Origin of the sequence: Vibrio genomosp. F10 str. 9ZD137, from assembly GCF_049974785.1 — a bacterium.
Classification (GTDB): Bacteria; Pseudomonadota; Gammaproteobacteria; order Enterobacterales; family Vibrionaceae; genus Vibrio.
Genome location: NZ_JBNGCJ010000185.1, coordinates 1 through 3,251 on the forward strand (window position 1 = coordinate 1; position 3,251 = coordinate 3,251).

At 43.8% G+C, this 3,251-nt stretch carries 4 protein-coding genes; 1 reads left to right on the top strand and 3 read right to left on the bottom strand.

Translation table 11 applies throughout. The features are described from left to right. On the top strand, positions 1-271 hold a 271-nt coding region (locus ACP45E_RS02395), incomplete at its 5' end, for a GNAT family N-acetyltransferase (RefSeq protein WP_141707193.1). A 64-nt stretch (positions 272-335) separates the two neighbouring features. Here the strand turns inward: ACP45E_RS02395 and ACP45E_RS02400 are convergent. The 3 genes from ACP45E_RS02400 to ACP45E_RS02410 all read right to left on the bottom strand — a co-directional run. Next, positions 336-1,541, bottom strand: a complete 1,206-nt coding sequence (locus ACP45E_RS02400; RefSeq protein ID WP_017037993.1) for a hypothetical protein — start codon at positions 1,539-1,541, stop codon at positions 336-338. A gap of 7 nt (positions 1,542-1,548) precedes the next feature. Next, the gene (locus tag ACP45E_RS02405; RefSeq protein WP_017037994.1) at positions 1,549-2,355 is read right to left on the bottom strand and encodes an outer membrane lipoprotein-sorting protein; all 807 of its coding nucleotides are present in this window, start codon (positions 2,353-2,355) and stop codon (positions 1,549-1,551) included. Positions 2,356-2,445: 90 nt separating this feature from the next. Next, positions 2,446-3,251: efflux RND transporter permease subunit (locus ACP45E_RS02410; protein WP_158008362.1), on the bottom strand; the 806-nt coding region annotated here is incomplete at its 5' end.

A 3,251-nucleotide genomic window follows, 5' to 3' on the forward strand; every position in this document is an offset into this window, starting at 1 on the left:
ACCGCTCTTCCGATCTTCTAAAACAACATGTGAACTTAAAAAGCTGTTTTTACTGCCCAGTGGCCGAGGATTCGGTGTGGGCAAGAAGCTCACCCTTGAGTGTTTACAATTCGCAAAATCATTAGGCTACACTCACTGCTATTTAGATACGTTGTCAAATATGACTCAAGCTATCTCTTTATATGAGAAGCTGGGATTCAAACATTTAGACGCCCCTTTGGATGGAACCATTCACAGCAAATGCGATGTGTGGATGACAAAAGAACTATAAAAATTGTCGTTCATTAAAAATGACAGAGCATTCATCAAATGCTCTGTCTAAAATACACATACGTTTAGAAATAATACTCTAGAGAAACTTCAACGAAATCATCGTTTCTCGCAAAATACAGCAAGTCCGTTGGTGTTTCATTTTCAAAGACCCACGCATCTAATCGCCATTTCAATTGGTTGGTGATTCGACTCGACGCTTCCAGCTTAGCGCTATAGACATCGCTATTATCCAGATCCTGAGTAATGCCTGTGAGCAATTCCGTGCCATCCTCATCATTTAACGCGAATCTGACTCCGGCAAAAAGATCATTTTGTCCTGGGGTCTGTGCATTGTTTCCGCGGCTATCGTAAAGATACTCAGCAATTAACCCCACATCCCAATAAGAATCAAATGGGCCAACCACGGTGTACTCTAGCCCGGTGACTAAGCCGGTATGATGGTCAAAACTATCTCGATAAATGGACTCTAGTTTTAATAACCAGTCTCCGACAATGCCCTGTACATCCAAGCCAACCTGATTCATTTGAGCATAATAAGGCTGTACCTTGATTTGGCTGACTTGTCCTTGATTAAACTGATAATAAGGATCTCGGTTTGTGCCATTAAAATAACTTAATCCAAGATCCCAGTTCCCTAGCATTTTGCTGTAACGCAACGCCACATCGATATGTTTTTCTTCTCTCGATGACTCGTAAATGGCGTCACTAGAAACCGGAACGGTAGGTCTGATTCTGCCATCAACTCCAGCAAATGTTCGTTCTCTAAAATAGGGCAGTATCAAGGTGTCTACTGTGCCCCACTCTTTTATCGAACTAAAATGAATCATTGGCTGACCTAACTTATCTTCTCTATCCAGTGATTCAATCGCATCGGTCTGGTTGACCACATCAACCAGTTGAGTCGATTCAGTCACACCCCAAAACACCTTGCCAACCCCAAGTCTTAACTCATAGTCGTCCCAATAGGTCAGATAAAGCGCTTCACGTATGTCACCATGAGTTCTTTCTTCATCCATGCTGTCTAGGCGATAGAAAGGGGTAAAGCTGAAACTGCTTCCTCCATCAAACTCCCAATAAAGATCGGGCGCAACCACTAAAGACGTTTGTCCTTTATCTTGTCCTTGCGCTCCATCTGACATGTATTGGCGGTGCTCGATATTGACCTGACCACCCAGCTCCACTGCATGACACTGTAGCGAGACAACAATGCTCGTCACCATACCCATAGTCAAACCTAATTGGCGTAGCGATGTGTTCATCCTTTTCATGTCATGGCTACCTTATGCGTTTCAGTGTGTTCTTTTGAAAGTCACTCTCATTCAAACCCGTTTGGAATGTCATCTCACTGGTCGTCAGTATGGTGCTTTTTCCTGTTTGATGGTTTTGCATAGCCATCGTATGTGCGCGCCAATATTGGTCTAGATACTGTTTGTAGTCGGTAAACGTCAGTGTTTTTAGTAGCGCATCTTTGCGATCGTAGAATTCAACTTTCAAAGGGCGGTACTCTTGCTTTGAAAGCCACACTATCTGCTTGGTGTAGCCAGAGTTTTTATCGGTTGGAATCTGCTCTAATACGAACGTTTCTTCTCCTGATATCGTGTCATCTTTCAAATAATTGAACGTGTATTTTTCTAGCTCAAACGAACTAAGGTCTTCATAAGCGAACTCACTGCCCATGAATGGCCCCGATTTATTACGCGATGAGATTCGTTTTACTCGCTTTAACGCCGGTAAGTAAAGCCATTGATCATCGGCACCCACGGTATGCGAATGGTTTAAAAACGCCGTGCCTTTTACATCTCGTGGCTCTTCAAAAATCGTCAGCCCTTTATCTCCATCGTCTTTCACTTCTAAAGATTTAAGCTGCATTAAGCGTGTGCTGCTTTCGCCCTGTGCATTTTTTAGTAGCATTTCCATCGTTGAAACAGAATCGCCCCAACCCTCATCTCGGTGTTTTCTCTCGGTTGCTATCTCTAGTCCTTGTTCTTCACTCGCGGTCACAGGCATTGAAGCGCCTAACACAAGTGAGAGTGCGACTGCCGTGTTAATGCCGAGTGTTTTTATGTTGTTTAACGCTTTCATTGTTCGTTCCTTCGTATCGTTCTAATTCAGGTTTACCTGTGGCTAAATTTCGTCAACGTTCAGCGTATTTAGCCACGGTATTAAGAGGGTTTAGCTCGTTGTCACTGGCTTATTAGTGATTCGTATTTCTTTCCTTTCCGACAGTACGTCTTGGCTTGGGTATTCTTTTTTGTCGAATAGCATCAACAAGGTTGGTAAAAATAGGAAATCCACCACCAATGCGATAAACACCACCATCGCACTCAGTAACCCCATGTCAGAATTCAATCTAAATGAAGACATTGCCAGTACGGAGAACCCAGCGACAAGGACAACGGTTGTAATCCAAAGCGCTCTGCCTACGGTATGGAAAGCGTATCTCACCGCTTCTTCCGCGTTTTTTCCTTGCTTACGTGCACGCTGATATTTCGATAAGAAATGGACCGCGTCATCCACGACAATGCCAAGTGTTAACGTGACAACAACAGATAGCCCTAAGTTGATTTCACCAGAGACGAGAGCCCACAAACCAAAGCCAATCGCCGCTGGTGCCATGTTGGGAATGATGCTGATGATGCCTAAGCGGAATGATCGCAATGCAAAGATCATTAGGGCTGAAATCAAAATCAGAGTAATGGGTAGTGTCGATAACATGCTCGCCATATTGGTCTCGCCGATATGGGCGAACATCAATGATGGACTTGAAGCGACCACTTGGTATTGAGGCGCGTTTTGACGAAACCAGTCGTAGATTCGGCTTTCTATTTCAACAAGCTCTACGCTTCCCAAGTTGTCGAGTGTCAGCATCATTTTGATCGATGATTTGTCGACATTGATTTGGTTATTTAAGTCCAAACCATAAGGAAGTGACATTTCGTAGAGTAATAGGTATTGAGCCGCCAAGATCGGAAGAGCGG

What these genes read in the sequence shown, in the direction of transcription:
- ACP45E_RS02405 (WP_017037994.1), bottom strand. Translation starts at nt 2,355, where the DNA reads ATGAAAGCGTTAAACAACATAAAAACACTCGGCATTAACACGGCAGTC.
- ACP45E_RS02400 (WP_017037993.1), bottom strand. Translation starts at nt 1,541, where the DNA reads ATGAAAAGGATGAACACATCGCTACGCCAATTAGGTTTGACTATGGGT.